The sequence below is a fragment of the Streptomyces sp. NPDC003635 genome (assembly GCF_053587635.1).
Genome location: NZ_JBSFOK010000031.1, coordinates 83,445 through 105,526 on the forward strand (window position 1 = coordinate 83,445; position 22,082 = coordinate 105,526).

The window sequence follows — 22,082 nt, forward strand, 5'->3', positions numbered from 1 at the left end:
TCAGCCGGGCACGACGACCGTCCGCAGCTCCCCGTCGCCCAGGTGCAGCATGCCCTTGCCGGGGACGGCCTGGCCGCCGACCATGCCGCGGTTGAGTCGGACGCCGATGAGGTCGCCGCTGGAGGACTCCTGCGGGGAGAGCAGGATGCCGCGGCGCGCCTTCTTGGCGTCGACCTGCCAGCCGGAGAAGCCGCTGCACACGTCCTCCTCGTCACCGGCGATGACGAGCGCGAGCCCGCGTTCGGCGCCCCGGGAGACGATCTTCTTCATCTGGCTCTCGGCGTCGCAGTCCTCGAGGAGTTCGCCGTCGTCGATGAGCACCACGATCGGGTTCTCGACCGACGGCTCCGAGTCGTCGATCAGCTCCTCGAACTCGTCCTCGTCGATGTCGTCGCCCGTGAAGACCTTCAGCACCCCTGCCACACCGTCGAGTTGGCGTACGGGGGACTGCCTGGGGGCCGCGACGATCAGCCGTGCGCCCTGGTTCAGGAAGGACTGCGCGAAGTTCATCAGGACGGTCGAGCGACCGGACTTCGCCGGACCCGCGATCACGAACGACGGGACGCCCTGCGCGAGATCGGGGCCGAAGCCGACGATCTCGTCGCCGCCGATACCGGCCAGCGCGTACAGCTTGGACCGGGACACATCCGGGTCGCGCAGCTCCCAGGCCTCGCCGAAGGAGATCCGGCTGGGCAGGCTGTCGACTCGGAACGGCCGCCTGGCGCGCGGCACTTCGGCGTCCCGTACGGCCGCCGCCTCGCCGATCGCCGCCAGCGCCGCCGCCTGCCCCTGGCCGGTGGTGTCCTCGGCGAGCAGCGCGAACTGCGTCTCCGTACCGGCCTCGTTCTTGAAGGCACGGCCCGGCGGTATCTCCTCGGGCACCTTGCGGGCCGGGATGCCGAGCGTGGAGAAGTCGCTGCGGTCGGCCAGCCGCAGACCGTACTTCTCCTCGGTGAGGGTGGCGATACGGCCCACCAGCAGCGTTCGGTCACCGGTGAGGACGAGGTGGATGCCGACGGAGGCACCCTCCCGCATCATCGTCTGCAACTCGTCGGTCAGCGCGCCGTGATCGACCTCGCCGAGGGTGGGCACCCAGCCCTCCCAGCGGTCCAGCAGGACCACGATGTGCGGCAGCCGCTCCTCCTCGGCGACCGCGGCCCGCTGCTCGCCGATGTCCGCGAAGCCCTTGTCGGCCAGGAGATTCTGGCGACGGTCCAGCTCGCCCTTGAGCCGGTTGACGAGCCGGACCACCCGCTCGGTCTGGTTGCGGCTGACCACCGCGCCGACGTGCGGCAGCCGGGTCAGCGCGTTCAGGGCGCCGTTGCCGCAGTCGATGCCGTACATGTGCACATCGGCGGTGGAGTGCGTACGGGCCAGGGAACCGGCGATCGTCCGCAGCACCTGCGAGCGGCCGCTGCGCGGGGCGCCACCGATCATCAGATGGCCGAAGCTCGCGAAGTCGACGGCCACCGGGCGGCGGGACTGCATCGCGGGCAGGTCCTCGACACCGAAGGCCGCGGGCGCCAGTCTGCCGGGCGCCGGGGTGAACTCGGGGGCCGGGATCTCGTCGAGGAGCAGCTGCTCGTCCAGCGCCGGCAGCCAGGGGCTGTGCTGGGGCGGGATGCCGAGCGAGCGGTTGGCGTCACGGATGGTGTCCACGAGCACCTTGAGGTCGGTGATCTCCTCGTCCTCGCGGGATTCGGCCTTGGGCTTGGTGAGGGCGGTACGGCCCAGGTCCTCCCAGGCCAGCGGCCCGACCCAGGGCATGAGGACGGCGGGATCCGCGGCACCGGGCCGGCGTCCGCCCACGCGGCCCGACTGGAACGGCACGAGCGAGGCGTGCCCGAGGCGGACGTACGCCCGACCCGGGGTGCTCTTCGAGATGTGGCCGGCCTCGGGGGAGTCGATGACGTCCGTCGACTCGCCGCCGTCGGTCACGCGCAGGGCGATACGGAGGTTGGTGTTGGCCCGGATCTCCGGGGAGACGACGCCGGAGGGCCGCTGGGTGGCGAGGAGGAGGTGGATGCCGAGGGACCGTCCTCGCTGGGCGATGTTGACAAGTCCCGTGACGAAGTCGGGCAGATCGCGCACCATCGAGGCGAACTCGTCGATGACGATCAGGAGTCGGGGCACCGGCTTGTGGCTCGGGTCCCTCCTGACGAGGTCCTGGTAGTCCTCGATGTCCTTGGCGTCGGCCTTGGCGAGAATGTGCTCGCGCCGGTGCAGCTCGGCGCCCAGTGACTCCAGCGCCCGCTCGACGAGGTGGGCGTCGAGGTCGGTCACCATGCCGACGGTGTGCGGGAGATGGACGCAGTCCTTGAACGCCGCGCCACCCTTGTAGTCGACGAGGACGAAGGTCATGTTCTCGGGCGTGTTCGCCACGGCGAGCGCGGCGACGATGGTCTGCAGCAGCTCGGACTTACCCGAACCGGTGGTACCGGCGATGAGGCCGTGCGGCCCGTCCTTGCGGATGTCGATCCCGAAGGCCCCGTCGTACGACTCACCGATGACGGCCAGGGTCGACTGCCCGCCCATCCGCCAGCGGGCGACGATCGCGTCGCTGGTCGGCGGTTCGAGCTCGAGAACGTCGAGCAGCCGGCTGGCGCCGGGCAGCGCCGAGTCCTCCGTCTCCCCGCTGATGTCCCGCAGCGAGGACAGCGAACGGGCCAGCCGCAGACACCACGAGCTGGACACGAAGTCGGGCCGCACGTCCTTGCGCCGCTCGGCACCGGCCTCCTCGACCCGGAGGCGGAGCTTGTCGGGCGCGGCGGAGTGGGCGGGCTCGGGAGCGGCCTGGTGCCAGGCCTGGAAGGAGGGGAAGCCGCCGGGGGCCTGCTGCGCCTGGGGCTGCTGCTGGTTCTGCTGTTCGACGGCCTTCGGCTCGGCCACGACGAAGGCCTGGCACTCGCCGGGCAGGAACCGCTCCTCGGCGTCGAGGCAGAGGGCGTACATGGAGACGGACGGGCCCTCGCGCAGCAGCCGTACGACCCCGGGAAGGGAGCGCAGCCGCCGGGACCCGTCCCATACGACGACGATGTCGGGGTCGCTGAACGAGGTTCCCTGGCTGCGATTCTGCTCGGCGGCCTTCTTGCGGGCGTCGAGGATCTGCGTCAGCTCGCCGATGCGGGCGCCGACGGTCTCGGCGTCGGTGCCGATGAGGACGTTGATGTCCTGGCCGCCGGAGGGCCTGGCGTGCGGCAGCCAGCGTACCCAGTCCCAACTGTCCTGCGCGGTCTGCTCGCTGAGGACGTAGAACTGGACGTCCATGGGACTGTGCAGAGCGGCGGTCTGCGCTACGGCCCAACGCCCCATGGCGCGCGCGGAGTCGCCGGGTCCGGCCATGCCGATGACACCGAGCCCGCGGAGGTTGAGGGCGACGGGGGCGTCCTCGATCTTCCAGGTGACCTCGCGCTTGTGGTCGTCCTGCTCGGGGTCGTCGAGGACCACCTCGGAGGGGAGTTGTCCGGTGCCGACGCGCAGCAGCAGATGATCGCGGTCGGTGCGCCGCCGCTCCCAGAGCCGTGTCCGGGGCCCGGTGCCGAGGGAGAGAACGGTGGCCGGATCCGGTATGGCCTGCCGCCGGTCGTTCCGTTCGGCGACGAGAGCGTCCTGCGCGTCCTGCTCGATCCGGGCCTTCTGCTCCTCGTACTCCTTGACCTGCTTGGCGTGCGACTTCCGGCCGTGCTTCTTGTCGTTGTAGTAGTTCGCGAAGAGCAGGATCGGGCTGAGGCCCGCCATGATCAGGTAGTACCAGCGCTGGAAGATCAGCACGGCGACGACGGCGCCGACGAGCGGGGTGAGCGCCATGAGCCACGGCAGCGGCCGGGCCTCGTACTCACGGGGCGACGAGGGCAGCCGGAACCGGGTCTGCCGCTCGGGCGGCCGGAGCCGTGGGGGCCGGTTGTAGTCGAGCCCGATGCCGTCGTCGGACCACTTGAGGGCGGCGTTGGGCGGCGAGTAACGGGCCAGCTCCACCAGGGTGTTGCCGATGGCGATCTGGGCGCCGAAGGTCCAGAGGTCGGGGTCGGCGGGCGCGACGGCTTCGGCTTCCGTGTCCTGCTGCCGCTTCTCCTTCCTCTTCTTCCTCTTTGTGTCCTTGTCATCCTCTTTGGGGTTGAGGATTTCGTCGACGGGGGTGCCGTCGAGGAAGACACCGTCGAGGTCGCCGTGGACCTTGAACCGGCAGGTGCCGTCCGTCGCGACGGAGAGGGTGAGGGCGCGGGCGTCGAGTTCGGGGTCGTCGATACGGATGTGACTGGCGGGCCCGCTGCCGATGTCGTAGCGCCCGACACCGAGGCGGTGGACGTACCCCGCGACGGGCCCGCCGACGACCCGCAGTTCGACGAGCCCGGCGGGCTCACCGGGCAGACACCCGGACGGATCCTGAAGGCTGACGACGGCGCCTTCGCGGAGTGGGGAGTTGAGGACGGTGGCGGATGGATCGACGGCGTACCCGTCGACGTAGAGGAGGGGGGCGTTGTTGCCGGGCACGTGCTGGGGCTGCCCGATGGGAATGATCTGAGCCCCGCTGTGCCCGACCTGTTTGGCCAACTCGGCCGCTATGTCCCCCACGGTGGACTCAGGATCGGCATCGAGTACGACGTCGGCGGTGCCGCCGCCGAAGGGGTCGACGACGGTCAGAGTCAGGCGCACGTCTCTTGTCCTCCCCGCTGCCCCTGCGACCGCTTCCACAACGCTGGTCACAGTAGGAGCCCGACGATATCCGCTGGGCGCGGGGCGCGGACAGCCGGTCGGCGCGGAGGGCTTCCCGATGGCAATGACTTGTGCGGGTGTCGTTACGACCTCAGGACGCCTTGTTCACGACGCTGGGATGTGACACCTCAAGTCGCACAAGTAGGCTGCTGCCTCAAGAGCGGTCGATCACACCGGCCAACACCGGCTGTCACAAGCGAGTTGACGTCGGCCGGTGACTGTCGGACCGCAAACAGGGAGCCACGGGGGTTGGCCCTGCGGCGTTTTGGAGGGAGCGGCTTCATGGCCAAGGACCTTGACATCACATATCAGGACATGCGGGACGCTGCCAAGCATGTCGTGAAGGAGAAGGAGCGGCTCCAGGAGAAGCTCGACGGCCTGAAGAAGTACATCAACAACCTCGTTGAGTCGGGCTACGTCACCAAGAGCTCCTCCAAGGCCTTCGACGAGAACTTCACGGAGTTCGTCCAGGGCTCGAAGGACACGCTGGACGGTCTGGACGGCATGGGGGACTACCTCACCATGGCGGCGGACAAGTTCGAGCAGATCGACGACGAGCTGGCGAAGCAGGCTCGGGGCAAGTGAGTCCGTGATGCGGCGGGGCGACGGTTCGGCCGTCGCACCGCCGCATCGGCGTGCGGCTGAGGAACGGACTTGATGGCAGAGCGTTTGAGCGCGCGGTCTCGCGCTGAGATCGGCGCTGGACTGACCTGCGCCGTGGGCTTCGGAGCCGCCGTGGTGGGCTTCTTCCTGCTGGTCCTGGGCCTCTGGAAGAGCTTCGCCCGCGCCACGGCGCCGGCTTTGGTAGGTCTTCCCGGCGGATCCTGGGCGGCCGGCGCGGTACTCGGACTGATCTCGGTGGCGGGAGCATGCGGCGGCCTGCTGCTCGGGGGGAGCGGCAGCGCGGGTGCGCGACGCGCACTGCGTACGGCGGGATCCGGCGTGTGCTGGCTGGCCGCCGTCGGCCCGCTCTACTACCTGTTCGCATCCCTCCCCGGCAGGAACTGCCACTCCGACGGCCCGAGGTGCGCCTACATCCCCGGCACGGGGAGCGCCCTGCTGGCCTACGCGGGAGCCGTGATCGTCGTGGGCTGGCTGGTGCTCTCGGTGGAGGGCGCGGCGTCCGAGAAGCGCGCGGCACGGGAGCGCGCCCGCATGCGACGGCTTCGAAAGAAGGGCGGGGGGAAGAGCCGGGCGGCGCGGGAGCGTATGCGGTAATTGCCGGGGGAGCCTCGGAGGCTCAGGGATTGAAGATCGTCAGCGATCGCGCCAGATCCTCGATGTCCTCGGCGGCCCGCAGAATGCGGGCGGTGTCCTCTGTGGCGGTCCAGATCACGACGTCGGCACCGCACTCCTCGACCCGCCACGCGTAGCGCACGCAGGCGAGCAGGCGGGGCGAGCCTTCCTCGGTCACGTAGCGGAACGCGGTCAGTCCCTCGCCCAGGTACTCCGATGTGAAGCGCTTGACGACCGGGGGCTCGACCGCCTGTGGATCATCCGCCATGGTGAGCGCGCGCAGCGTTGCGTCTCGCGGGCCCGAAGCCGGTCCGACGGCCGCGCACACGGGCAAGGGCAGGTCAGTCGGCTGGTCGCGGTGCAGAAAGAGCCAATGGTCGGAGCCTGGCGGAGAAAACGCCTGCGCACAGCGTTCAAAGGTCCCGGCGACGAAGTCGACGCCGTTCGGGCCCGGATCGAGTTCGCGGTCGTCCCACAGATCCTCGGCCTCCTCACGGCACCATGCGGCGATGTCGACCCACGCCTCGAACGGGTTCTCCTCGTCGGACCGGGGAGGAATCACCGTCCACGGATAGAGGTCGATGTGCTCGATGTCGAGAATGGCGAAGAAGTCGTTCATCCATGGCTCCAGCGAAGGGTCGCCATCACTGCGTCGAACCATTCGACGAGTGCATCGGCCAGATCATCCCTCGGATCTCCGCTTCCCACCGTCGAGAAGGCAGCGACGAACCATCGGTCGGGATCGTCCGGTACGGACACGATGTACTCCACCCGGCGAGAGCCGAGTTCGACACCCTGGTCCGGGTGGGCCGACACGACGTGCTCCCGGCGCACGGCGAGGGCTCCGTCCAACTGCCCCGAGCTCAGGTCGGCGTCCTCGACGCCGTCCTGCGCCAGCAGTTGTACGGCGATATCAGTCGGGGCGCCGTGTGCGTCCGCCGCTGTGCCGAGGTTCGGCAGCAGGCTTTCGGACACAACGATCGACGCGCCCAGGTTCACCCCGGATGTCGACTTCACCGGGATGTACAGGTCGAGCGCGTCGCTCTCCTGTGCCTGGGCGACAGCGGCACGGAAACGACGTTCCAGCTCACGCTTGAACGGGCCGACGCTGTCTGCCGGCGCATCGGCGGGAATGACGCCGAAGGCCTCGTCCAGAATATGACGGATCGCCTCCTCCGTGCCGTGACGTAGGGGAATCTGTGCCCAGTCGTCAGGCAGGATGATGCGATAGCCGGTGATGGCGGTGCCCATCGACTCGGCCTGCTCAGCGGGCACTCGAACGCTCCTCACGGTTCAGCCACCAAATACCCAGGAAGGAAGCCAGCGAGGCCGCGACGGCGATCCAGAGCACCCATCCGCCCTGGAAGGCGACGAAAGCCGTCGCGTAGAAGAGGTAGAGCCCAGCGGCGGACTTCACATAGATGACGTCGTACGACAGCCGTTTCCAGTTCGCCGGGCTGCGACAGAGGAACAGAAGCGTCGGCGGGGTGAGGGCGCACAGGGACCATTCCCACGTCGGCAGGTTCATCAGTTTGTTCCCGAGGAGATCCTCGGTCGCGGGGCCGACGAGCAGCCGCACGATGGCGATCACCAGGATGACCTTCAAGGCCAGCAGGGAACGGTCGATGCGCTCCTGCGCGGACCCTGACTTCTCCCCTGCACCGATTCGACTGCTCATCCGAACTCTTCCTTCACCACTGACCGACCGGCGCCTCCATGCGCCCCTTCATCCTGTCGTACTCGCCACCGGAGACGTCATTGCCGAACTTGTCGCCCATGTCGAGCCCGGTGCCGACCGCCCAGGAGCCCTGCAGTGTGTTCTGGTGTCGTTGAGCCTGTGCCGCGTTGTCGGCCAGAGTGGGGTTGTCCGGGTACTCGTCCCGCCACTTCTTGATGTCCTTCATCTGCTGACTGAGCTTCGCGTCGCCGATGGTACTGACCTTGTCCCGCACGGTGGCCTGTGGCAACGCGGCATCGCGGACTTCGGCAGCGGCCTTCTCGCCGGCTGCCCGGTTCTTGGCCTCAAGGTTCAATTTGCGTGCCCTGGCGGCGCGACGTTTGTTGCCCGACGTGCCGCCGCGCCTCCGTGACGCCCGCTGGGCGTTGGCGCGGGCAGCGGCGTTGCGCTGGGCGGACTGCGCGGCCTTCTGCGTGTTGGCGACTCCGGAGGCAGTGGCGCGGGAACTCTGCTGCAGCCCCTTGATGGCTTTCGCCGCCTTGAGGCCGTTTCGGGCCATTTTCAGCGCACCGATGTCCATGACGACGTCAAACCATGAGCCGTTCCCTGTGGCGGCCATGGTGAGATGGGACAGCGTCACCGCGATGGTCAGACCGAGTGCGATCCATCCCACGACAGGGATGAACATGGCGACGATTCCTGCGGCGGTCGCCAGCCAACTGAGGCGCTCGGTCCAGTCCTTCAACCAATCCGCGTCCGCGACCCAGGCCTTGAAGTCGGTCCACCAACTGTCCTTCATGTCGTCGTCGATGGAGGATCGAATCTTGCTCGCGAAGTGGCCTGAGCGCTCCTGGTAATCCCCCTCAGCGGTGTTCAGACGCTTGCGGGCGTCCTCCAGGTCTTCCTTGGCCTGCTTGAGTGCGGGGTCTTCGTCCGGCGACTCCCCGGAGTCCTTGCCCTTCTCCTTCTCCTTGTCCTTCGCGGCGTCCTTGGGCTTGGCGGCATGACTGTCGATGACGCGCTGCGCTTCCTTGGCGTCCGTGAGAGCCCTGTCTGCCGTTTTCTGGAAGTCTTCCAGTTCATCGGCCCAGTTGGAGAGGTGGCCCTTCACCTCTCGATACCGGTCCTCTGCCTCGTCGAGTTTCCGGCCCAGACCTCGTGACTCCTCGCCGAGCTTCTCGGCGTACTTACCCTTGAGATTGTCGGCGTCAGCCATCGCGGTGAGCGCGGCTGCTTGCGTGCGCAGGTACTCAGCGATCTTCTTCATGTGCTTTACCTGATCGCGAATTCCCGCCGGATCTCCGGGTACGGGATCGCTCTCACGCAGCGGATGCCAGTCCTTGGGGCGGGTCATTGAATTTCCCTGTGCGAGATGGGATCAATCATGAATGTGAGCAAGCCGGCTATTTCGACTTGCCGACCTTGGCCAGGTCGTCGTCAAGGCCCTTGAAGGCGTCGCGGGTGCCCTCCACCATGGTCCCCACCGTTTTCAAGGACTCCAGCAGCCTCTTGCGGTTGTCGTCCCAGTTGTCGATGAACTCACCCATCGCATCCCGTAGCTCCGAAGCGCCGACCACCGACGTGATGTCGTCCTTCCACTCTCCGAGGTTTTTGAACTCGTCCCGGATGGCCTCGAGTTGCTTCGCCGACGTACTGAGCAAGGTGAAGTCGACGACCAAGTCCGACATGAATCCTCCTGTCTGTTCACTGTTCGACCGTGGAGAGTCAGCGGTTGACGGCTTGGATTTCCTGGACCGTTACGGCCTGGTCGTTGCCGAAGGTGCCGTTCGGGAGGTCGCCGCCGGCTCCGCCGGTGCCGGTCCAGGTGATTTCCCAGGTGATCGTGGCCTGGAGGGCGAAGGTGCCGTCGCCGGAGGAGCGGAGGTACTTCAGGCCGCAGGGCGGGGTCTGGTCGGCCTTGCCCTTGGCGTACGGTTCGCCGATCGAGCCGTCTTCGTCGATCGTGCACTCGCCCGACGCCGGGTACGTCTCCGCGTCCGCCGTGCCCGGCTCCAGTTTCAGGGAGACCGGCTTCGCTGTCGTTGTCGCCTGGAGGTTGAAGCCGGGGGCGTTGATGGCCGCCGTCGCCTGGACTTCGTCGAAGACCGCCTTGTCGAGCCAGGCCCAGGTCGGGAGGTTCACCTTCGTGATCGCCTCGGGGGCCAGCGTGACCTTCGTGTCCGGCAGTTGCATGTGCTGGTAGGCCAGTGCCGCGAGTATCTCCGGCGTGATCGCCTGCTCGTACTGGGGCGGCGGGGCCTCGCCGTTGTCCACCCAGAACGGCAGGTCGTTGCACGAGCTGCGCTTGAGGATGTCCGGCTCGTCGGGGTTCTCCACGGCGGCCCAGAACATGCCCTCGCCGTCCTTCTCGACGTTGTAGTCCTTGTAGCCGGGGGTGTCGGTCCAGCCGTACTCGTCCTCGTAGTGCCGCTGCAGCTCGCTGAGCGCGGCGCCCGCGTGGCCGCCCATGCCGGGTGCGGACATCTGGCCGTCGATGTCCTTGGACATCTTCTCCTTGAAGTCCTTGGCACCGAGGTAGGGGGCGTACCAGCAGGGCGGGGGCGTCCAGTTGACGTCGGTGGACGTCACGTTGCCCTTGCCGCCGCTCTTGGCGACGGAGCCGGAGTAGGTCACTCGTGCGGCAGCGTAAATGCCGGTGTTGTCACTGCCGCCGTTTGTTTCCTCCGTGGCTCCCTCACCGGAGCCCACGGGCTTGCCTGCGTACGCCGATTGCGTGAGGACAAACGTGCTGAAGGCCAGGGTCAGCGCTGTGGTGGTGAGGAGGGCGCGGCGCGACGTCTTCACTGGCACTTCGCCGCCTTCGTTTCGACGAACACCTTCGATGCCTGCCACAGGTCGGTCCCTGTGGGGTGCTTGACCATGATGATCTTGTAGTAGTCGAAGTCCTCGACGCTGGGCTCGGTCTTGAGGACCTTCCCGCCCTTGACTTCCTTGCCGAAGAACTTGCTGGCGTCCGCACAGAACGCCACCTCCACTGATGTGCCGTTCTCGGCGGACCGGGTGCTGACGTCGTAGTGACGCAGTGTGCCGGTGGCGGTCCAGCCGCCGTCGATCCAGGCGTTGATCTGCGTGGTCGCGTAGTGCAGTCCATCGCCGGTGGAGTACGAGGTGACCGCCGCGTCCTCGGTGGTCCGCGTGTCCACGCCTCGATAGATGGCACGGAAGAAGTTGGCGGCGTCGGCCATCGCCGCCGCCTCGTTCTCGTCCTCCGGCGTCTCCCAGTCGAAGACCAGGTTCATGTCCTTCGGCAACGACACGTCCACGCCGTCCGGCTTCGTCTCCGCCGGGACTCCCGACGCCGCCGCCGACTCCTTGGGCTTCTCCGATCCCTGTTCCGCTCCGGCGATCTTGTCGTTGTCGCTGGACTTGTCGTCCTCGCTGCCACACGCTGTCAGCAGCAGGGCCGCCGTCGCGGCGAGCGCGGCAGCAACGGGCAAAGAGCGGCGCTTCACAGTGGACTCCCCGTGAGATGCAGATGCAGTTGAGGGCACTGACGGTATCTGTGGGGCTGCTGGGTTCGCCAGGCGGAACCCGCGGTCGGAGGTGGCCAAGTGGGCTCTCAGTGGCACAAATGGGGTGCCCTCGATGTCCTGAACGCAGCCGCTGGAGAGTGACGTCGGTCTCGGAGAGCAGTCGGCGGAGGCGGCGGTTCTCGGGGTGCCGCCGACCCACCCCTTCGCGGAAGCTATCGCGAGCCCGTCCCCGCCTCGCTGCAGCGACGACCCGCCGCCATCGCCGTGGCCGCGCGACCGCTACGGGACATGGACCCGCTCCTTCACCCGTTCGATCAGGCGGCGGACACCGTCGGGTACGGCGGTGAGGAGGTCGTCGGCCTCCTCGTACGGCACGCGTGCCTCGGAGCCGGGCAGGGTGAGCATGCGGGTGCGGAGGGTGGACGGGGCCGCGATCGCCGTGTCGAGGCACAGGCCGCAGAGGTGGAGCATGCGTCGGGCCCGGGTGTCGGCGGAGACGCGGACGTGGTGGCGGTTGACCGCGGGGCCGTGCAGCGGGTTGACCGCGCAGCAGCGGTTGTACCCCTTGCCCTCCAGCGCGGCCCTGCCGGAGCGGGCCAGCACCACGACCGCGAGCAGGGTGGCGGCGTCCGCGTCCGCGATACGGCCGGGGTCGCCGTCCAGTAGCAGCGTCGCCGCGTCGAGACAGTCGCCGGGGCGGGGGTCGGACCGGGGTGGGGCGTCCTCGAAGCCCCTGGTCAGAGCGCGGAGTTCGGTCTTCGCCACAGTCCGCAGGTACGACATCGACGGCTCCGTCGGCGACACCTCCGGGAGGCTGTCCGTCGCCAGGGGCTCGGGGCGCCGGCGCCGGATCACCCTGCGGACGATGCCGATGACGGCCGCCACCAGGCCGAACACGGCGCCCCCCGCCAGGGCGCCCATGAACAGGCCTGGCTCGAAGTCGTCGGCGCCGTAGAGGGTGGGCAGGTCGTCCTCGGTGACCGGGTTGGTGACCGGGTAGGGGTCGCCGATGCTGTCCGGGTCCTCCGTGCGGGGGGCCTTGTCGAGGTGGTTCATCAGGGCGTCGAGCCGTTCGCCGAGGCGATGGTCGTCGGCCTCCCGCGCCTTGTCGTCGACGAGGGCGATGGAGTCGGGGAGCTCGAAGGCGAGGTCCAGGCTGTCCAGTCGCAGGCCGTGGTTGAAGACCTCGATGTCGCCGTAGAGCGGGTCGGCGACCACGTACAGCCCGTCCTCGCCGAGCTTGTCGTGGAGCGAGTCCGCGAACATCTCCCCGTCGCCCTCGGACTCGTCCTCCGGCAGTTGGGGGACTACGGACACGAAGACCGGGCCGCCGCCCTCGGATCGCTCGAACTTCTCGATACGACCGTGGAGCCGCGTGAGTTGGGCGGCGTCGAGGACCCGCGGGCTCTCCGGGTCGGTGTACACCGGAGCCTGCGCGAGACCCTCCACGACGCGGTCGAGGCGGGCGTTCAGGTCGATCGCGCGGGGGCGGGGGGAGGCACTGGACCTCGTCTGGTCGAAGACGAGGGGGGCCGTCACGACGATGACGCCGGCGGTCGCGAGGGCGGCGGCGGGAGCCACCCACCAGCGCCCGGTCCGCTTACGGCGCCGCAACCGTCGTACGTACGGAACCAGCAGCACGATCAGCAGCGGTGCGCCGGTGATGAGCATCCCCGTGAGGAAGGACTGGTTCTCGCGGTCGGACGGGCCGAGGTACATCGGGGCCGGCTCGCCGTCCTCGTACTTCGCGCGCGCCGACTCCGCCCGCGCGGCCGCCTTCTCGGCGCCCTGGGTGACGACCTCGGCGAACAGCTCGAGCTCGCGCAGGGGGCCCGCGTCGTAGGGCAGTTCGTAGAGGGTCACGGCGAGTGCGTCGTCGACCGGTACGGAGACGCCGTAGGCCATCGCGGACGCCACCGACGACTCGTCGAGGATCACGTACAGCCCGTCCCGCCCGAGCCGGTCGTGCACGGCGCCGAGCAGCCCGTCGTCGTACGCGGCGCCGCTGGGCAGCACGAGGACGTACGTCGGTACGCCCGTGCCCTTCGCCACCCGGGCGAAGTCCCGCGTCATCGACTTCGGGACCTCGCGGGGGAGTTGGTCGCTGACGTAGACCGGGTTCTCGCGGAGGCGGTCGGCGAGGTAGCTCGCCTGGGTGTCCGCCGCGCGTGCGGGAGTGGCTGTGACGAACCCCGCGAACAGTGCTGCCAGGGTGCTCAGAACGAGCAACGTCCCTATTCGAGAGCTGAGTTCGCGCACGCCCATCCTGCTCACTGTCGCCTCCCCCGTGCCCGGCAGCAATTCACCGCGGCACTCTACTCAGGCCCTTCGCTGCTGCGAAACCGCGACGGTCTTGTGAGGGCGGGCCCCCGGCCGCTTCCCGCTCTCGTGAGTGAATCGTGCAGGGTGCATGGGGGAGGTGTGAGGGGAGCGCTCCGGGGCGGGCCCTGCTCCGCTGACACGCAGAACGGCGCAGCTCAAAGCATGAGGACAACTGGGGCACGTGGGCTTCCCGTTGCGGACGGGTAACAGTACGGTCCCCGCTCCGCACGGGGCCGGACGCGCCTTGAGGGGCTTATGGGCGGCTGGTACGGTGCGATGGCTTGACACTCGCCCAGCCGCTGGTTATCCGCGCAGGAACGGGTGAAGTGTCCGGATTCGAAGAGTATTTGGCAGACATTTTCTTGGGTGTACGGGGAGCGGTTGCGTGAAGATCCAAGAGCGTACGGGGGCGGGCGCGGGACGTTCCGCCGCTCCGGCTCAGCCTGCGGTCGGTGACCGGCTTCCCACCCCTCCTCGCGAGCGCAAACCCGCGCTGGCCGCGCTGGCGGTGCTGCTCATCCTGGTGGGTGCCCTCGGGGCGACCATGCTCGTGCTCCAGGCCGGGGACCGGGTCGAGGTCGTCAAGGTGACCAAGGAGATCCCGGCCGGCGGTTCCGTCACCGACGACAGCGTGACCTCCGTCATGGTCGCCGAGGACGACAGCATCCACTACGTCAAGTGGAACCAGCTGGAGGGCCTGAAGAAGCTCAAGGCCGTCAACACCATCCCGGCCGGAGCCGTCGCCGTCGGTGAGATGTTCGGCGAGGAGGCGGGGCCCGCCCAGGGCAAGGCCACCGTCGGCCTCTCCCTCAAGGCCGGCCAGTACCCGACCGGGCTGAAGGTGGGCGACGTCGTCGCCGCCTACCGCGTCGGCGCCACCGGTTCGAACTCCAACTCCGACGACGCCGACACCGGCGGCGGTGCCACCGCCGGAGGCAGCGGCGTCATCGTCGACCAGGCGACCATCTCCTCCGTGCCCGGCGACAAGGGCGAGGACCTCGTCGGCAGCACCAACTACACGATCACCGTGACCGTCGACACCGACGAAGCCGCCCCCCTCGCCCAGGCCGCGTCCAACGGCGAAGTGGCCGTCGTGCGCGTCCCCGGCAGCAACTAGAAGGCGGCACACACCCCATGGCGCTCATCGCTCTCGCCGCCGACAAGGGTTCCCCCGGCGTCACCACCGCGGCCGTCGCCCTCTCGGCGGTCTGGCCGCGTCGCGTCCTGCTCGCCGAGACCGACCCGGCGGGCGGGGACCTGGTGTACCGCAGTGCCGCCGCGCACGGCGGACCGCTCAACCCGAACACCGGCATGCTCTCCATAGCCGCCACCGCGCGACGCGGCCTCGTGCCCGATCAACTCTGGGACCACGTGCAGCCGTTGAGTGGCGGGCTCGAGGTCCTCGTGGGACTCGGCATCGCCGAGCAGGCCGCCGGACTCGCCGGGCTCTGGCCCACCCTCGGCCACGCCTTCTCCGCCCTCGCCGACTCCCCGAACGCGCCCGCCGACGTCATCGCCGACTGCGGCCGGATCAGCGGCGACACCCCGGCCGTGGAACTGTTCCCGCATGCCGCGCTCGTCCTGCTGATCAGCCGTACCGAACCCGAGGCCATCGCGCGCGTCCGGGACCGTGCCGCCGCCCTGTCCACCAAGCTGCACGGAGGACCGCGCGGAGCCGCCGGCCTCGCCACCCCGCTGATCGGCGTAGTGCTCATCGCCGACCCGGGCGACGCCGGGAAGATCGCGGGCCAGGTCAACGACATGCTCGTGCACGCCCAGACCGGCGCCCGCGTGGTCGGCACCATCGCCGACGACCCCACCGGCGCCGACCAGCTGGCCGGCCGTAAGCGGGGACGGCTCGACAAGTCGCTGCTGATCCGCTCGGCCCGCAAGGTCGCCGCCGACATCTACCAGCAGTACGGGGCGGCGTGGGCGCACCAGGCCCAGATGAACGGCCAGGCCGCCCGATGACGGCTGTCGACCATCAGCTGGTCAAGCGGTTCCGGCAGGAGGCCGGCGACCGGATCGCCGAGCAGCGCCGCCTGGACCAGGTCAGCGGTGTCACCCCGATGTCCAACGAGGACGAGCGGCAGTACGCCCGTGCCGTCATCGCGCAGATATTGGAGGAGTACGCCCGGACCGAGATCAACGCCGGTCGTACTCCGCTCGACGCGGAGACCGAGGAGCAGTACGCGGCCGCCGTGCACGCCGCGCTCTTCGGGGTGGGGCGGCTTCAGCCGCTTCTCGACAATCCCGAGGTCGAGAACATCGACATCAACGGGTGCGATCAGGTCTTCGTCGGGTACAGCGACGGTCGGGAGGTGAAGGGGGATCCGGTCGCGGAGACCGACGAGGAGCTCATCGAGCTCATTCAGGTGCTCGGTGCCTATTCGGGTCTTTCGTCCCGTCCCTTCGACTCCGCCAACCCCCAGCTCGACCTGCGGCTGCCCGACGGCTCGCGGCTGTCCGCCGTCATGGACGTCGCCCGGCGCCCCGCTCTCTCCATCCGTCGCGCGCGCATGGGCAAGGTGTTCATCTCCGACCTCGTCGGCAACGGCACGCTGACCCCCGAGGTCGGCCACTTCCTCGCCTGCGCGGTCCGGGCCCGCAAGAACATCATGATCGCGGGCGCCACCAACGCCGGTAAGACCACGCTGCTGAGGGCCCTCGCCAACGAGATCCCCGGACACGAGCGGCTCATCACCGTCGAGCGCGCCCTGGAGCTGGGGCTCGACACCTTCCCCGAACTCCACCCCAACGTGGTGGCGTTCGAGGAGCGGCTGCCCAACTCCGAAGGTCAGGGCGCCATCACCATGGCCGAGCTGGTGCGGCGGTCCCTCCGTATGAACCCCTCCCGCGTCATCGTCGGTGAGGTCCTCGGCGACGAGATCGTGACCATGCTGAACGCGATGTCGCAGGGCAACGACGGCTCGCTGTCCACGATTCACGCCAACAGCTCCAGCGAGGTCTTCAACCGTATTTCGACCTACGCGCTCCAGGCGACCGAACGGCTGCCCATCGAGGCCAGCCAGATGCTGATCGCTGGCGCGGTGAACTTCGTCGTCTTCATTCAGCGGCGCAACGACTTCCAGAGCGGCGGTCGCCTCCAGCGCATGGTGACCTCCGTCCGCGAGGTCAACGGCGTCGACGGCCGCGTGCTGTCCAGCGAGGTGTTCGCGGAGACGCCCGACGGCCGGGTCGTGCCGCACGCGCCGCTCGCCTGTCTGGACGACCTGATGGCGCACGGCTACCGGCCCGCCGGAACATGGGGGTGAGCACACGATGAGCGGAGAACTCGGTTCTCTCGGCGGTCTGTTCTCCACGACCGTCCTGTACGCGCTCGCCTGCGGTGTCGCCGTCGGGGGCGGGCTCGCGCTGCTCCTGATCGCCGTACGAGGGCTGCCAGCCAAGCCCGAGCACGAGAAGCAGAAGGCCAGCGAGCGGGCGAACGAGTTGATCCGGTTCGCCGGTCAGCGCGGGTCGCTCGCCGCCGTCGTGGGACTGGCCGTGCTGCTGCTCACCCGGTGGGCCGTGCTCGGCATCGCGGCGGGCATCCTCGTCTTCTTCTGGGACCGGCTCTTCGGCGGTGCCGCCGAGGAGCGGGCCGCCATGAAGCGGGTCGAGGCGCTGGCCTCCTGGACGGAGTCGCTGCGGGACACGATCGCGGGCGCGGTCGGTCTGGAGCAGGCGATCCCGGCGTCCGCCCGGGCCGCGGCCCCGGTGCTGCGGCCGCATCTGGACGCGCTCGTCGACCGGTTGCGGGCGCGCACCCCGCTGCCCGACGCGCTGCAGCAGCTCGCCGACGAGATCGACGACGCGTCCGCCGACATCATCGTCGCCGCGCTCATCCTCAACGCGCGGCTGCGCGGCCCCGGTCTGCGGCAGGTGCTCGGCGCGCTCGCCAAGTCCGCCCGCGAGGAGGTCGACATGCGGCAGCGCGTGATGGCCCAACGGGCCTCCACCCGGCGGTCGGTGCAGATCGTCGTCGCGGTGTCGGTCGCCTTCGTCCTCGGACTGTCCATCTTCAACCGGGAGTTCGTCGAGCCGTACGGCGACCCGGTCGGTCAGCTCGTCCTCGCCTGCGTCTGCGGGCTGTTCGCGCTGGGCTTCCTGTGGCTGCGGAAGCTGTCGACCATCGAGACGCCCGAACGGTTCCTCGTCCGGGACGAGTCGTCGGTGCAGTTCGTGCGGCCCCGCACGCCCACGGCGACCCAGGGACCGCTCTACACGGACGAGGGGGCACGACGATGAGTGAAGTGACGATGCCGATCGTCGTCGGCGCGGTCTTCGGACTGGGCGTCTACGCCCTCGTCCGCGCGCTGATGCCGACCAAGCGCAGCGCCGTCGCGCAGGTCGCGCGGATCGACGCGATGCGGGCCCGGGGAGCGGCGTACGAGTCGGCGCGGACCACGCAGGACACGGGCCGCTTCGCCTCCCTGCGCGCGGAGGTCGGCCAGCGGGTCGCCGAGTTCTATCTGCAGCAGGGCTGGGAACAGCGCTCGCTGCGGGCGGACCTCGCGGTACTGGAGCGCAGCTGGGAGAAGTTCCTGGCGACGAAGGTGCTGCTCGGGGTGGCGGGCCTGTTCTTCGGCCCGTTCCTGTTCGCCGTGGTGTGGACGATGAGCCTGAGCAGCAGCCCGATCGTCCCGGTCTGGCTGGCCCTGCTCTTCGCGGCCCTGTTCTTCTTCCTCCCCGACGTGGAGGTACGGCGGGACGCGGCCGAGAAGCGGCGCGACCTGCGGCGGGTCATCGGGGCGTACCTGGACCTGGTGTCGATGAGCCTGGCGGGCGGCCGCGGTCTCCCCGAGGCCCTGATGGCGGCGGCGGAGATCTCGGACGGCTGGGCCAACCAGCGCATCCGCAGTGCCCTCGCCGACGCCCGGATCACCGGCATCAGCCAGTGGCAGGCGCTGGGCTCGCTCGGTGAGGAGCTGGGAGTGGAGGAGCTGAAGGACCTCTCCGCCTCGTTGGCCCTGGTCGCCGACGACGGCGCCAAGGTCCGGGAGTCCCTCGCCTCCCGCGCCGAGACCATGCGGCACCGCGAACTCGCCGAGATCGAGGGCAGCGCGGGCGAGAAGTCCCAGTCGATGCTCGTGGCGCAGCTGCTGCTGTGCGCCGGCTTCCTGGTGTTCCTGATCTATCCGGCCGCAATGCGTGTGTTCCAGGTCTGACGCCGGCCAACCCTCTGAAAGGACAACTGATCATGACCGAACGGAACTTCCGCACCGGGATCCCGGCGGTTGACTTCCTCGTCACCTTCCTCCAGGGCCGGGTGCAGCGCGCCCGGTCCGGCGAACTCGACCGCGGTGCCTCGGCCGTGGAGTGGGTCATCATCTCCGCGGTCGTCGTGGCGATCGTCGGTGTGGTCGCCGCGATCATCAACCGCGCGCTGGAGGGTGGCGCCGAGAAGGTGGAGAACTGCATCAACGGGGCCAACCAGAGCGGCACCTGCTGATCACGGTCACGGTGACGGGGGTGCAGCGACGTATGCGGGCTTGGGTACGCCGGCGGCGGGAGGAAGTCTCGGCGCGCGGCGACTCCGGCATGACCGCGATCGAGTTCGTGCTGCTGACCCCGGTGCTGTTCTTCATGATCTTCGCCACCGTGCAGTTCGCGCTGTACTTCTTCGCCGATCACGTCGCCCAGGCGGCCGCCCAGGCCGGCGCCCGCAAGGCCCGCGCCACGGCGGACGCCGAGCCGGGCGGCTGGCGCGGCGAGGCCCGTACGGTCGTCGACAGCTACATCGAGCAGCTGGGACCGGCGCTGGTGCTCTCGCCGGACGTACGGATGCTCCAGCCGGAGCAGAACACGGTGGGCGTGGAGATCACGGCGAAGGTGCCGTCGGTGTTTCCGGGGCTGGACTTCACGGTGCACGCGCAGTCGGCGGGGCCGGTGGAGCGGTTCGTGCCGGAGGGGGAGAACTGATGGGTCGTGTGCGCGACGACGACCGCGGTCTGTCCACCGTGGAAGTGGTCATCCTCGCCCCGGTGATGATGCTGTTCATCCTCGTCCTGGTGGCCTTCGGGCAGCTCGTGGACGGCCGGGGCGCCCTGGACGGCGCCGCGCGTGACGCGGCCCGGGCCGGCTCCATCCAGAAGGACCACGCCACGGCGATGGCCGAGGCGCGGAAGGCGGCCCAGGCGAACCTGGCGGACGTGTGCGCGGGGCCCGTGACGGTGACGCAGACCAGCGTCGGCTTCGACCCCGAGGTGGACCCGCTGTTCTCGGTGCAGGTCAGCTGCCGCGTCCGGGGTCTCGCGACGCTGGGTCTGGACATAGACCCCACGATGGACGCGTCCTTCAGCTCACCGCTGGACCCGTTCAGGAGGTCGGCGTGAGGCAGTGGCTGGCGGACCGCCGGAGCCGTATGGACGACCGGGGTTCGGGTGCGGGCGCGGTGATCATCTTCGCGCTGGTGTTCCTGTCGCTGTCGGCGTTCGTGATCGACGGCGGCCTGTCCATCTCCAAGCGCGAGCGGGCGGCCGACATCGCGGAACAGGCGGCCCGTTACGCGGCCCAGGACATCGACCGCGAGGCCCTCTACGACAACGAGGGCGGCCCGGCGCCGATCAACTTCCAGAACTGCGACGCGCGGGTGAAGGAGTTCGCCACCGAGATGGACATGACCGGCGCGGACATCGCGGCGACGCGCTGCACGGTGGCGACCGTCGACCAGGTGCAGGTCGAGGTCCAGCTGACGTACTCCCCGGTCTTCACCGGCATGTTCTACGGCGGCGACGTCATCGTGCGCGGCCAGGCGGTGGCGGAGAACGAGGTGGGCTGAGCGGCCCGGCTCCGGTCGTCGGACCGGGGCTCACGCCTTGCCGCCGTCCCCCTTCTTGGGCCGGGTGTCCTGGACCTTCATCGAGTCGTTGACCTGCTTGGCCAGCTCGTCGTCGAGCTTCTTGAACTCGCGGACCACCGCGTCGGACATACCGGCGAGGGCGTCGAGCTGCTGGCCGATGTCCTCGCGGCCGTCCTCCCAGTTGGACTCGAAGTCGCCGAGGGCGTCGTTGACGGTGCCGTCACCGATGTCGTCCGCGTAGGACTCGAACATCTTCTTGGTGTGGTTCATCCGCGTCTTGATGGACCGCAGCCGTCGGCCGTAGTCCTCCAGCTCGGTCAGCGGCAGCGAGAGGTCGCTCTTGCCCTTGCCCATGGTGTTGGTCCCCCGACTGTGACTCGTAGGCTGATCGGCACGGTACATCGAACGGAAGGTCGACGTCATGGCCCGCTACATGGAGGCGCTCACCATCGAGCGCGGGGGTTTCCGGATCAAGGTCCCGGAATCGTGGTGGGAGTTCGACGTCCGCCCGGAGTCCCGGGACGACTCGATCCGGCGGATGGTGAACGAGCGGCTGGAGGGCAGGCCGGAGCTGGCGAAGTACCGGGACGTGTACACGGACTTCCTGCGCAAGGCGGCCGCCGACGCCTGGAAGTCGGGCGCCATGTACTGCGGTTGCATGGCGGACGGCTTCGGCGGCGACACCCCGATCACCGGCTCGGTCACGGTCTCCCTGGTCGGCGGCAGCACCAGGTCCGGGGAGCCGCTGTCGACGGACCCCGCGGTCATGGCGAGCACGCTCGCGGTCAAGGAAGCCAGGAAGGAGGGCGACTCCTGGCGCAAGGTGACCACGGTCGACATCCCGGGCGTGGGCCCGGCGGCCCGGACGTACGGCATCGAGGACATCCCGATCCCCGACGATGCGCTCAAGCGCACGATCCGGGCGGTCCTGATGCAGACCTTCATCCCGGTCCCCGGCCAGGAGGGCAAGGTCGCCCTGGTGGCGGGCAGCAGCCAGGTCCTGGACCTCGCGGACTCGTTCTTCGACATCTTCGACGCGATCACGTCGACATTCCGCTTCGCGGAGTGAGCGACGGGAGGGAAGTCTTCGCAACGATGAGCGCATGGGGTGCCCTCTTCGTCCCGGAGGGCTCGGCGGAGGCCCAGCGCCGACTGTCGGAGCTGGAAGCGGCGGGAGGCCGTGTCCGGCGCGTCGACGCCCGCTGCCTGATGACCGAGCAAGGCGTGTACGACACGTTCGCCGGCGTTTTCCGCTTCCCCGGATACTTCGGCGGGAACTGGGACGCGATGGTGGACTGCCTGGACGATCTGTGCGGCGAGGTCACTGGTGGCGTCGGCGTCGCGGGGGTGATCCGGGGCGCCGATCGCCTGCTGCAGGTGCCGCACTTCGCTCTGTTGGTGCCGGTGCTCTGCCAGTGCGCGGATCGCGCGACTTCGGCGGTGGACCTGGATGGTTGTCCGCTCGACCGGGCCGCGATCGAGCAGTTCTTCGTCTTCGAGTTCGAGGCCTTCGACGCGGAACGCGTCGCGTTGTCCGCACGCCATCCAGATCTGACGGTCACCCACCGGGAGGGGTGTGTGACCGCCGCGCTGGATCCCGTGGTGTGGCGCTGACTTCGTCCTCCGGCGCGTCAAGCGGAACTTCACCTCGAACGCCCGTGCCTTGTATGTTCACTTGTGCATACGGGTGTTGGTGATGTGCACGTGGCGGGGGTTGCGGTATGGCGGGGCATCGGCCTACGGATTGGCATGTGCTGGACCTGGAGAAGGATCCGGTGCCGGGGGATCCGCAGCAGGTGCGGTTGCTGGCGAAGTCGTTGCACGACTTCGCGGA

23 protein-coding genes are annotated in these 22,082 nt (G+C 69.0%); 13 read left to right on the forward strand and 10 right to left on the reverse strand.

Annotated elements, in window-relative coordinates; all coding sequences use genetic code 11:
• Window positions 1-4,653: an FtsK/SpoIIIE domain-containing protein gene (locus ACWDRW_RS26355; RefSeq protein ID WP_451726527.1), complete on the reverse strand. Its 4,653-nt coding sequence runs from the start codon at window positions 4,651-4,653 to the stop codon at window positions 1-3.
• Window positions 4,654-4,995: 342 nt separating this feature from the next.
• Between ACWDRW_RS26355 and ACWDRW_RS26360 the strand changes: the two genes are divergently transcribed.
• Both ACWDRW_RS26360 and ACWDRW_RS26365 read left to right on the forward strand, forming a co-directional pair.
• Complete coding sequence (locus ACWDRW_RS26360) at window positions 4,996-5,298, forward strand: WXG100 family type VII secretion target (RefSeq protein WP_363159324.1); 303 nt, start codon at window positions 4,996-4,998, stop codon at window positions 5,296-5,298.
• A 72-nt stretch (window positions 5,299-5,370) separates the two neighbouring features.
• Window positions 5,371-5,931: a hypothetical protein gene (locus tag ACWDRW_RS26365; RefSeq protein WP_451726528.1), complete on the forward strand. Its 561-nt coding sequence runs from the start codon at window positions 5,371-5,373 to the stop codon at window positions 5,929-5,931.
• A 22-nt stretch (window positions 5,932-5,953) separates the two neighbouring features.
• On the opposite strand, the gene ACWDRW_RS26370 is transcribed toward ACWDRW_RS26365, so the two are convergent.
• The 8 genes from ACWDRW_RS26370 to ACWDRW_RS26405 all read right to left on the reverse strand — a co-directional run bounded on the left by ACWDRW_RS26370 (window position 5,954) and on the right by ACWDRW_RS26405 (window position 13,350).
• Entirely contained in the window at window positions 5,954-6,568 is a 615-nt protein-coding gene (locus ACWDRW_RS26370; protein WP_451726529.1) for a hypothetical protein, read from the reverse strand.
• Entirely contained in the window at window positions 6,565-7,224 is a 660-nt protein-coding gene (locus ACWDRW_RS26375; RefSeq protein WP_451726530.1) for a hypothetical protein, read from the reverse strand. Before ACWDRW_RS26375 ends, ACWDRW_RS26370 begins: the two co-directional genes overlap by 4 nt.
• Window positions 7,214-7,627, reverse strand: a complete 414-nt coding sequence (locus tag ACWDRW_RS26380; RefSeq protein WP_451726531.1) for a hypothetical protein — start codon at window positions 7,625-7,627, stop codon at window positions 7,214-7,216. The genes ACWDRW_RS26375 and ACWDRW_RS26380 overlap by 11 nt, the downstream gene beginning before the upstream one ends.
• A gap of 13 nt (window positions 7,628-7,640) precedes the next feature.
• The gene (locus ACWDRW_RS26385) at window positions 7,641-8,981 is read right to left on the reverse strand and encodes a putative T7SS-secreted protein (protein ID WP_451726532.1); all 1,341 of its coding nucleotides are present in this window, start codon (window positions 8,979-8,981) and stop codon (window positions 7,641-7,643) included.
• A 49-nt stretch (window positions 8,982-9,030) separates the two neighbouring features.
• Window positions 9,031-9,315, reverse strand: coding sequence for a hypothetical protein (locus tag ACWDRW_RS26390; protein WP_451726533.1), 285 nt, complete (start codon window positions 9,313-9,315; stop codon window positions 9,031-9,033).
• Window positions 9,316-9,352: 37 nt separating this feature from the next.
• On the reverse strand, window positions 9,353-10,438 hold the full coding sequence (locus ACWDRW_RS26395) for a hypothetical protein (RefSeq protein WP_451726534.1): 1,086 nt from the start codon (window positions 10,436-10,438) through the stop codon (window positions 9,353-9,355).
• Complete coding sequence (locus tag ACWDRW_RS26400) at window positions 10,429-11,100, reverse strand: hypothetical protein (RefSeq protein ID WP_451726535.1); 672 nt, start codon at window positions 11,098-11,100, stop codon at window positions 10,429-10,431. The genes ACWDRW_RS26395 and ACWDRW_RS26400 overlap by 10 nt, the downstream gene beginning before the upstream one ends.
• Window positions 11,101-11,400: 300 nt before the next feature.
• Window positions 11,401-13,350, reverse strand: coding sequence for a hypothetical protein (locus tag ACWDRW_RS26405; RefSeq protein WP_451726536.1), 1,950 nt, complete (start codon window positions 13,348-13,350; stop codon window positions 11,401-11,403).
• Window positions 13,351-13,828: 478 nt separating this feature from the next.
• Here ACWDRW_RS26405 and ACWDRW_RS26410 point away from each other — a divergent pair, with 478 nt between their 5' ends.
• The 9 genes from ACWDRW_RS26410 to ACWDRW_RS26450 are packed head-to-tail and all read left to right on the forward strand — an operon-like array spanning window position 13,829 to window position 20,227.
• Window positions 13,829-14,560 carry a hypothetical protein gene (locus ACWDRW_RS26410; protein WP_451726537.1) on the forward strand — a complete coding sequence of 244 codons (732 nt, stop codon included), beginning with the start codon at window positions 13,829-13,831 and terminating at the stop codon, window positions 14,558-14,560.
• Between the two features lie 17 nt (window positions 14,561-14,577).
• On the forward strand, window positions 14,578-15,414 hold the full coding sequence (locus ACWDRW_RS26415) for a hypothetical protein (RefSeq protein ID WP_451726538.1): 837 nt from the start codon (window positions 14,578-14,580) through the stop codon (window positions 15,412-15,414).
• Entirely contained in the window at window positions 15,411-16,718 is a 1,308-nt protein-coding gene (locus ACWDRW_RS26420) for a CpaF family protein (protein WP_451726539.1), read from the forward strand. Before ACWDRW_RS26415 ends, ACWDRW_RS26420 begins: the two co-directional genes overlap by 4 nt.
• 7 nt (window positions 16,719-16,725) lie before the next feature.
• The gene (locus ACWDRW_RS26425; RefSeq protein WP_451726540.1) at window positions 16,726-17,694 is read left to right on the forward strand and encodes a type II secretion system F family protein; all 969 of its coding nucleotides are present in this window, start codon (window positions 16,726-16,728) and stop codon (window positions 17,692-17,694) included.
• Window positions 17,691-18,614: a type II secretion system F family protein gene (locus ACWDRW_RS26430; protein ID WP_451726541.1), complete on the forward strand. Its 924-nt coding sequence runs from the start codon at window positions 17,691-17,693 to the stop codon at window positions 18,612-18,614. Before ACWDRW_RS26425 ends, ACWDRW_RS26430 begins: the two co-directional genes overlap by 4 nt.
• A gap of 32 nt (window positions 18,615-18,646) precedes the next feature.
• Window positions 18,647-18,898, forward strand: a complete 252-nt coding sequence (locus ACWDRW_RS26435; RefSeq protein WP_015658575.1) for a hypothetical protein — start codon at window positions 18,647-18,649, stop codon at window positions 18,896-18,898.
• A gap of 32 nt (window positions 18,899-18,930) precedes the next feature.
• A complete protein-coding gene (locus ACWDRW_RS26440) occupies window positions 18,931-19,368 on the forward strand; it encodes a TadE family protein (RefSeq protein ID WP_451726542.1) in 438 nt (145 codons plus the stop codon).
• Window positions 19,368-19,781 carry a TadE/TadG family type IV pilus assembly protein gene (locus ACWDRW_RS26445; RefSeq protein ID WP_451726543.1) on the forward strand — a complete coding sequence of 138 codons (414 nt, stop codon included), beginning with the start codon at window positions 19,368-19,370 and terminating at the stop codon, window positions 19,779-19,781. The genes ACWDRW_RS26440 and ACWDRW_RS26445 overlap by 1 nt, the downstream gene beginning before the upstream one ends.
• A 29-nt stretch (window positions 19,782-19,810) precedes the next feature.
• Window positions 19,811-20,227 carry a pilus assembly protein TadG-related protein gene (locus tag ACWDRW_RS26450; RefSeq protein WP_451726548.1) on the forward strand — a complete coding sequence of 139 codons (417 nt, stop codon included), beginning with the start codon at window positions 19,811-19,813 and terminating at the stop codon, window positions 20,225-20,227.
• Between the two features lie 30 nt (window positions 20,228-20,257).
• On the opposite strand, the gene ACWDRW_RS26455 is transcribed toward ACWDRW_RS26450, so the two are convergent.
• The gene (locus ACWDRW_RS26455) at window positions 20,258-20,602 is read right to left on the reverse strand and encodes a hypothetical protein (protein WP_451726544.1); all 345 of its coding nucleotides are present in this window, start codon (window positions 20,600-20,602) and stop codon (window positions 20,258-20,260) included.
• Window positions 20,603-20,669: 67 nt separating this feature from the next.
• Here ACWDRW_RS26455 and ACWDRW_RS26460 point away from each other — a divergent pair, with 67 nt between their 5' ends.
• Window positions 20,670-21,317 carry a hypothetical protein gene (locus ACWDRW_RS26460; protein ID WP_451726545.1) on the forward strand — a complete coding sequence of 216 codons (648 nt, stop codon included), beginning with the start codon at window positions 20,670-20,672 and terminating at the stop codon, window positions 21,315-21,317.
• Window positions 21,318-21,343: 26 nt separating this feature from the next.
• On the forward strand, window positions 21,344-21,862 hold the full coding sequence (locus ACWDRW_RS26465; protein WP_451726546.1) for a barstar family protein: 519 nt from the start codon (window positions 21,344-21,346) through the stop codon (window positions 21,860-21,862).
• Window positions 21,863-22,082 lie beyond the last annotated feature (220 nt).

Excerpts from the sequence above, each read along its gene's own strand:
- ACWDRW_RS26420 (WP_451726539.1), top strand. The coding sequence starts at position 15,411 with ATGACGGCTGTCGACCATCAGCTGGTCAAGCGGTTCCGGCAGGAGGCC.
- ACWDRW_RS26430 (WP_451726541.1), top strand. The coding sequence starts at position 17,691 with ATGAGTGAAGTGACGATGCCGATCGTCGTCGGCGCGGTCTTCGGACTG.
- ACWDRW_RS26370 (WP_451726529.1), bottom strand. The coding sequence starts at position 6,568 with ATGAACGACTTCTTCGCCATTCTCGACATCGAGCACATCGACCTCTAT.
- ACWDRW_RS26445 (WP_451726543.1), top strand. The coding sequence starts at position 19,368 with ATGGGTCGTGTGCGCGACGACGACCGCGGTCTGTCCACCGTGGAAGTG.
- ACWDRW_RS26380 (WP_451726531.1), bottom strand. The coding sequence starts at position 7,627 with ATGAGCAGTCGAATCGGTGCAGGGGAGAAGTCAGGGTCCGCGCAGGAG.
- ACWDRW_RS26360 (WP_363159324.1), top strand. The coding sequence starts at position 4,996 with ATGGCCAAGGACCTTGACATCACATATCAGGACATGCGGGACGCTGCC.
- ACWDRW_RS26425 (WP_451726540.1), top strand. The coding sequence starts at position 16,726 with ATGAGCGGAGAACTCGGTTCTCTCGGCGGTCTGTTCTCCACGACCGTC.
- ACWDRW_RS26435 (WP_015658575.1), top strand. The coding sequence starts at position 18,647 with ATGACCGAACGGAACTTCCGCACCGGGATCCCGGCGGTTGACTTCCTC.
- ACWDRW_RS26440 (WP_451726542.1), top strand. The coding sequence starts at position 18,931 with ATGCGGGCTTGGGTACGCCGGCGGCGGGAGGAAGTCTCGGCGCGCGGC.
- ACWDRW_RS26460 (WP_451726545.1), top strand. The coding sequence starts at position 20,670 with ATGGCCCGCTACATGGAGGCGCTCACCATCGAGCGCGGGGGTTTCCGG.
- ACWDRW_RS26465 (WP_451726546.1), top strand. The coding sequence starts at position 21,344 with ATGAGCGCATGGGGTGCCCTCTTCGTCCCGGAGGGCTCGGCGGAGGCC.
- ACWDRW_RS26385 (WP_451726532.1), bottom strand. The coding sequence starts at position 8,981 with ATGACCCGCCCCAAGGACTGGCATCCGCTGCGTGAGAGCGATCCCGTA.
- ACWDRW_RS26450 (WP_451726548.1), top strand. The coding sequence starts at position 19,811 with ATGGACGACCGGGGTTCGGGTGCGGGCGCGGTGATCATCTTCGCGCTG.
- ACWDRW_RS26390 (WP_451726533.1), bottom strand. The coding sequence starts at position 9,315 with ATGTCGGACTTGGTCGTCGACTTCACCTTGCTCAGTACGTCGGCGAAG.
- ACWDRW_RS26455 (WP_451726544.1), bottom strand. The coding sequence starts at position 20,602 with ATGGGCAAGGGCAAGAGCGACCTCTCGCTGCCGCTGACCGAGCTGGAG.
- ACWDRW_RS26415 (WP_451726538.1), top strand. The coding sequence starts at position 14,578 with ATGGCGCTCATCGCTCTCGCCGCCGACAAGGGTTCCCCCGGCGTCACC.
- ACWDRW_RS26365 (WP_451726528.1), top strand. The coding sequence starts at position 5,371 with ATGGCAGAGCGTTTGAGCGCGCGGTCTCGCGCTGAGATCGGCGCTGGA.